Annotated in this window: 6 protein-coding genes and 1 pseudogene (1 of these 7 cut by a window edge); all 7 read right to left on the bottom strand. The window is 51.9% G+C overall.

Translation table 11 applies throughout. The annotated features are described in order from the left end of the window. Positions 1–26: 26 nt before the first annotated feature. Entirely contained in the window at positions 27–962 is a 936-nt protein-coding gene (miaA, locus tag H5U36_03720; protein ID MBC7217274.1) for a tRNA (adenosine(37)-N6)-dimethylallyltransferase MiaA, read from the bottom strand. After that, entirely contained in the window at positions 946–2,277 is a 1,332-nt protein-coding gene (miaB, locus tag H5U36_03725) for a tRNA (N6-isopentenyl adenosine(37)-C2)-methylthiotransferase MiaB (GenBank protein ID MBC7217275.1), read from the bottom strand. Before miaB ends, miaA begins: the two co-directional genes overlap by 17 nt. A 95-nt stretch (positions 2,278–2,372) precedes the next feature. Then, complete coding sequence (locus tag H5U36_03730; protein MBC7217276.1) at positions 2,373–2,639, bottom strand: stage V sporulation protein S; 267 nt, start codon at positions 2,637–2,639, stop codon at positions 2,373–2,375. Positions 2,640–2,678: 39 nt separating this feature from the next. Next, complete coding sequence (locus H5U36_03735; GenBank protein MBC7217277.1) at positions 2,679–3,467, bottom strand: TIGR00282 family metallophosphoesterase; 789 nt, start codon at positions 3,465–3,467, stop codon at positions 2,679–2,681. A gap of 14 nt (positions 3,468–3,481) precedes the next feature. Further along, positions 3,482–5,011, bottom strand: a complete 1,530-nt coding sequence (rny, locus tag H5U36_03740) for a ribonuclease Y (protein MBC7217278.1) — start codon at positions 5,009–5,011, stop codon at positions 3,482–3,484. A gap of 56 nt (positions 5,012–5,067) precedes the next feature. Further along, a complete protein-coding gene (locus H5U36_03745; GenBank protein MBC7217279.1) occupies positions 5,068–5,457 on the bottom strand; it encodes a RecX family transcriptional regulator in 390 nt (129 codons plus the stop codon). A 40-nt stretch (positions 5,458–5,497) separates the two neighbouring features. Beyond that, positions 5,498–6,076, bottom strand: a pseudogene (recA, locus tag H5U36_03750) (recombinase RecA) (it continues 418 nt past the right edge of the window).

Genomic DNA, 6,076 nt, shown 5'->3' on the forward strand with positions numbered 1-6,076 from the left:
AGGTGCTTCTCTCTTTTCCTCCATGCTCATCCCCCATCAATCTGAGTTCTCACAAAGTGGAGAATTTCTCTTGTGACCTTTCCAAGGCCCCCCTTTTCCGGGGAAAACCACACAATTGGCATTTTTCGAAACCAGTTCATTTGTCTTTTCACAAAGAGCATTGTCCCCCGAATAACTGCTTCTTTCGCTTCAGGGAGAGAACATTTCCCTTCAAGGAGGGCCACAATCGGACGGTACGTGAAGTTTTCGAGGGCCGGAAGAGGAAGACGGTACCCGAGGCGGAAAAGGTGAACCACCTCCTCCACGATGCCCATGCAAAACATGTCCTCTACTCTCTCCCGGATCCTCTTCTCAAGCTCACTCTTCTCCCAGGCAATTCCCACAAGAAGGTACCGGAACCTCTGGGGTTTTTTACCATGCTCCCTCTTTTCGGAAGGTATTCTGCCTGTGGCTAAGAATATTTCCAAGGCACGGATAAGCCTTTTTCGGTCGTTTCTGCCAATCTGCATGGCTCGGTGAGGGTCAATGTGCGCAAGGAGAGCAAAGAGTTGCTCATTTTTCATCTTCCCGAGGATGTGCCGGAGGCGTTCGTCTCCTGGTGCTCCCAAATTGGGAGTGCTCCGCAGCAGGGCATCGAGGTAGAATGCTGTTCCACCCACGATAATGGGGAAGGAATTTCGGAGGCTCATCTCGTATAAAAGGCGGAGCGCCTCTTTTTTGAAGTCGTGGGCACTCCACCGTTCTCTGGGGTCAAGGAAATCAACAAGGTGGTGTAGAATACGTGCTCGCACCTCTTTGGGTGGTTTGGCAGTTCCAATATCGAGGTACCTGTACACCGCTAAGGAATCTGCCGAGATGATTTCTACCTGCGGCAGGTGTTCTGCAAGTTCAATGGAGACTGCGGTTTTCCCGCTTCCCGTGGGCCCGAGGATACAGAGAACGGGGTTAGCATTCTTTGACATTTCCAACGAGCTTTCCTTCAAAGTTCCTTGCAAGACGTACAGTGCAGAAGTCTCCTAGTTGAAGCCCTTCCTTTGGGTACACGATAACATTGAGATTCTCTCTCGTTCGCCCAAGGAAGAGACCTTTCCTCTCCTCCACGAGAAGAACTTCCGTTTCCCGGCCTTCATGGAAAGAAAGGCGACTGAAGTATGCCCCCCGGAGAGCTGCGCTGAGTACTGCAAGTCGCTTTTTCTTCACTTCCTGAGGGACATCGTCCTCGAATTCTGCCGCTTTTGTGCGAGGACGAGGGGAATAGGCGTAGGTGTATGCGATTTCGAATTGAACCTTCTCCACAACCTCAAGGGTCTCCGTGAAATCTGCATCGGTTTCTGTAGGAAAACCCACGATAATATCTGTACCGATGGTAGCCTCGGGAATATGCTCGCGGATGAAGAGAGCAATATCAAGATACTGTTCTTTGGTGTACCCTCGGTTCATGAGGTGGAGAATTCTACTTGAACCTGCTTGAAGAGGGAGGTGGAAGTACGGACAGAAGATGCGGCTTCCTCGGACAATTTCTACGATTCCTCTGCGCATGTCCCGCGGGTGGGAAGTGATGAAGCGAATCCAGACCTTTTCTTTCCCAAAACGCCGCTCGATGCCTTCGAGGAGTTCTTCGAAGGCGTGCGGTTTGCCAAAGTCCTTTCCATAGGTGTTCACGTTTTGGCCAAGGAGCGTGACCTCGCGGAACCCCTCTCCAAGGATACCAGCAAGCTCTTCGAGAACAAGTTCCCTGGGTTTACTTCTCTGGGGACCCGTGGTGTACGGAACCACACAGTAGCTGCAAAAGTTATCGCACCCATAGGTGATTGGGAGGTACGCAGAAAATCTCCCTTCCCGCTTGTACCCCTGCTCAAGGAAGGGCATCTGAGGCGGCGAAGAAAAGGAAATCCTTCGTTCTCCCTTCGTGATGGCCTCTCGCACAAGGTGGGGAATGGAATCAAAGTCGTGCGTTCCCGTGAGGACGTTCACGTAGGGAATGCGTTCAAGGAGCTTCTCCCGCAAAAGTTCGCCCATGCAACCGCAGAGGACAATAGTGGGTGGCTTTCCCTTCTTAGCGAGGTTAGCGTGGTAGAGATGGGAGATCACTCCCAAAGCTTTTGCCACCGCATGTTCTCGAACTGCACAGGTATTGAAGACAATGACATCCGCCTCCTCTTCCTCTTGGGCCTCAAGGAATCCTTCTTTGAGGAAGAGGTACGAAAGGTGTTCCGAACGGCTTTTGTTCATCTGGCACCCAAAGGTCACCAGGGCAAAAGAAAACTTCTCCTCCATACCCCCACAAGGACAACAAAAAGCGGGTATTTCCTTATTCCCGACCCAAGAAAAAGAAAGCCTGTTTCCCTTGCGGAAACAGGCTTTCTTTTCAGTTAATCATTCCGGGGCTTCACAATGAGTTTAATAGCGGTACGCTCTTCTCCGTCAATCGTCACATCGGTGAAGGCAGGGATGCATACAAGGTCAATACCGCTTGGGGCGACGTACCCTCGTGCGATGGCAATGGCCTTAATTGCCTGGTTCACTGCCCCTGCCCCGATGGCTTGTATTTCAGCCATTCCCTTCTCTCGGATTGCACCTGCTAAGGCACCGGCAACAGCGTTGGGATTTGACTTTGAAGAAACCTTAAGAACGTCCATCTCAACTCCCCCTTTCACTCTCCATTCTCCATCGTGTACTCAAACGTGCTCCGCAAGAGGTACAGAGAGGCGAAAGATTTCCCGTGCTTTCCCTGTAGTGTCATCCACCTCCACGACAATCCCGTTGAGTTTCACATTTTCTTTGGCCACCCGGTACTTCACTGGTAGTTGCGTAAGGAACCTTCCGACGATATCTGCTACTTCGATGCCGATGACCGAGTCATGAGCTCCCGTCATGCCGATATCCGTAATGTAAGCCGTTCCCTGGGGGAGGATACGCTCATCCGCCGTAGCCACGTGGGTGTGAGTTCCAAAGACGCAGGAAACTTTCCCGTCCAGGAACCAACCCATGGCTATCTTCTCGGACGAAGCTTCCGCATGGAAATCCACGAGAATAATGTTCGTCTGTTCCCGGAGAAGTTTGAGCTCTTGTTCAATCCTGCGGAAGGGACAATCCAAAGGAGGCATGAACACACGACCACTGAGATTCACAACTGCCCAAATCCTCCCCTCCTTCTCAAGGACAAGAGATCCCCTCCCTGGAACACCTTCTGGGTAATTCAGGGGACGAAGGAGACGGGGTTCCCGGTCAATGTACCCAAGAATCTCCTTCTTATCCCAGATATGGTTGCCGCTTGTGACCACATCCGCCCCGTAACTGAAAATTTCCTCACAGACCTCCGGCGTGATGCCCAGACCACCAGCAGCGTTCTCCCCGTTGACGATGACGGCATCAATCTGAAGCTCTTCCTTAAGGAGTGGAAGCTTCTCTCGAAGTACCCGTCTTCCAGGTTTTCCTACAACGTCGCCTACGATGAGGAATCTCAAAGACCTTCATCCTCCTACTTTGCGTACTCTATAGCCCGTGTTTCTCGGATGACCGTCACCTTGATCTGCCCAGGGTACTCGAGCTCTTTCTCAATTCTTTTTGCCACATCCCAGGCAAGCTTTGCTGCTTGAGCATCATCGATACGGTCCGGTTTCACGATGATACGAACCTCTCGTCCTGCCTGGATGGCATAAGCTTTCTCAACGCCTTCGAAAGAGTCGGCGATCTTCTCCAAGCGCTCCAGGCGCTTGATGTACGCTTCAAGACTCTCCCTCCGTGCTCCAGGACGTGAAGCAGATATGGCGTCTGCCGCTTGCACGAGTACTGCTTCGATGGTTTGAGGTTCGGTATCCCCATGATGGGCTTCCACTGCGTGAATAACTTCCCACTTTTCTCCGTATTTTCCAAGGAGTTCTGCTCCGATTTTCGCGTGAGGTCCTTCCACTTCATGGTCCAGTGCTTTCCCAATGTCATGGAGGAGTCCTGCTCTTTTTGCGATGTACACATTGGCACCGATTTCACTTGCCATCATACCTGCAAAGTGTGCAACCTCCTTGGCGTGCTGGAGGACGTTCTGCCCATAGCTCGTGCGGAAGTAGAGCTTCCCAAGAAGCTTTACGACTTCTGGATGAACGTTTTTGATTCCCGTATCAAAGAGCGCCTGTTCTCCTTCCTGAAGAATCTTCTCCTCAACTTGAGCCTTTGCCTTCTCAATGAGCTCCTCGATACGTGCCGGGTGGATGCGACCATCCATGATGAGCTTCTCCAGAGCAATACGGGCAACTTCCCTCCGTATCGGATCAAAGCATGATATGATAACGGCCTCTGGTGTATCATCTATGATGAGGTCAACTCCGGTCATCATCTCGAAAGTGCGGATGTTCCTCCCTTCCCGACCTATGATACGTCCCTTCATCTCATCATTGGGGAGAGTTACAACCGAAACAGTACTCTCAACGGTGAAATCCGCTGCGTACCGTTGAATGGCCTGACCCACGATGTCTCTTGCCACCTTTTCGGCTTCTTTCTTTGCCCGTTCTTCTGCTTCTTTGACGCGCAGCCCAATCTCGTATTCGAGAGTCTTCTCTACACGTTCTAAGAGTTCTCGTCGGGCGTCTTCAACGGAGAGTCCTGCGATGCGAGAAAGCTCTTGATCCTCTCTTGCTTTCATGAGTTCTACTTCTTTTCTCTCCTGTTCCAGAGCTTCCTGAGCCTTCCGAAGTGCGTTTTCGGATTTCTCAAGCTGTTCCATCCGGCGTTCGAGGATTTCCTCACGCCTGAGCAGGCGATTTTCAAGGTTCTGAAGCTCCTTTCGCTTCTTCTGGATTTCCTCTTCGAGCGCCTGCTTTTCCCGGAGAACCTCCTCTCGGCCCGAGAGGAGTGCCTCTTTCTTGAGATTCTCTGCTTGGCGAGCGGCTTCTTCAACCATCTTTTGTGCCTGAAGCCGCGCGTTCTCCTTCTGTCTTGCAAGCTGCAGGGTTACAAAGAATATCCCTGCTACGAACCCTATTGCCAACCCTAAGAAGATGTATATTGGCCCCATAGGCTGGATTCACCCCTTATTCACTTTTCAATGTGCGAGCCAAGCTTGGAAATATTCTAATCGCCGGAATTGCGCAAGTCAAGGATAGCTCGCTCGATGGCTTCGTGGGAAAAGCCTCTTCTCAAAAGACGCTGCCAGAGCTTTTCCTTCTCTTTCACTCCCCAGCGCAAGAGGAGCCCCTTCGCGTCTTCGACCTCGGCCTCAAGGGGATACATGTCCCGGAGTTCGCTCAGAAGTTCTGAGGGAATGCCCCGGCTTTTTAGCTCGTGGTAGAAGGCAAAGTACCCCCTGGGGGCTACCTGCCGCTTCTCCTCGATGTACGTACTTGCGTACAACCGGTCGTTGAGGTATCCTCGCTCTGAGAGGAACGCCAAGGCCTCCTCAACTACCTCCTTTGGAAAACCCTCTTTCTGGAGTTTTCCTCGGAGCTCCCAAGTAGTGTACATTCTCCTTGAGAGGAGAGCAAACCCTCGCTGCAATGCGCCTTCAATCGTTAAGGGCAATTTTCGGGTCAAGGCCCATCTTCTCCAAGGCGGTGAGGAGAATTTTCTGAGCAATTTCGGGATTTTCCTTCAGGAACTGCCGTGCTCCCTCTCTCCCCTGCCCCAGTCGGTATTCTCCGAAGGAGTACCAGCTTCCAGAGCGCTTCACCACCCCTGCATCCTCTCCCAGGCTGAGAATCTCACCTTCTTTTGAAATCCCCTCGCCATAGAAGAGCTCAAGAGCAGCTTCTTTGAAAGGAGCGGCGAGCTTGTTCTTTACGACCCGTACCTTTGTCCAGGCTCCGACAATTTGCTGCTCATTTCCTCCAATCCGAATGTAGTCCTTTCTTCGGACATCGAGTCTCACCGAGGCGTAGAACTTGAGAGCCCTTCCTCCAGGGGTTGTTTCCGAAGAGCCGTAATTCATGCCAATTTTCTCCCGGAGTTGGTTCACGAAAATGGCTACGGTTTTCGTCTTACTGATGTACCCTGTAAGCCGGCGGAGAGCCTGGGACATGAGCCGAGCTTGGAGACCCACCGTTGGTTCACCGATACCTCCCTCAAGCTCCATCTGCGGGGCACG

Origin of the sequence: Candidatus Caldatribacterium sp. (assembly GCA_014359405.1) — a bacterium.
In the GTDB taxonomy this organism is placed as follows: Bacteria; Atribacterota; Atribacteria; order Atribacterales; family Caldatribacteriaceae; genus Caldatribacterium; species Caldatribacterium oleiphilum.

Bases quoted from the DNA above. Each gene is read 5' to 3' on its own strand.
- H5U36_03730 (MBC7217276.1), bottom strand. From the start codon at position 2,639: ATGGACGTTCTTAAGGTTTCTTCAAAGTCAAATCCCAACGCTGTTGCC.
- H5U36_03745 (MBC7217279.1), bottom strand. From the start codon at position 5,457: ATGTACACTACTTGGGAGCTCCGAGGAAAACTCCAGAAAGAGGGTTTT.
- rny (MBC7217278.1), bottom strand. From the start codon at position 5,011: ATGGGGCCAATATACATCTTCTTAGGGTTGGCAATAGGGTTCGTAGCA.
- miaA (MBC7217274.1), bottom strand. From the start codon at position 962: ATGTCAAAGAATGCTAACCCCGTTCTCTGTATCCTCGGGCCCACGGGA.
- miaB (MBC7217275.1), bottom strand. From the start codon at position 2,277: ATGGAGGAGAAGTTTTCTTTTGCCCTGGTGACCTTTGGGTGCCAGATG.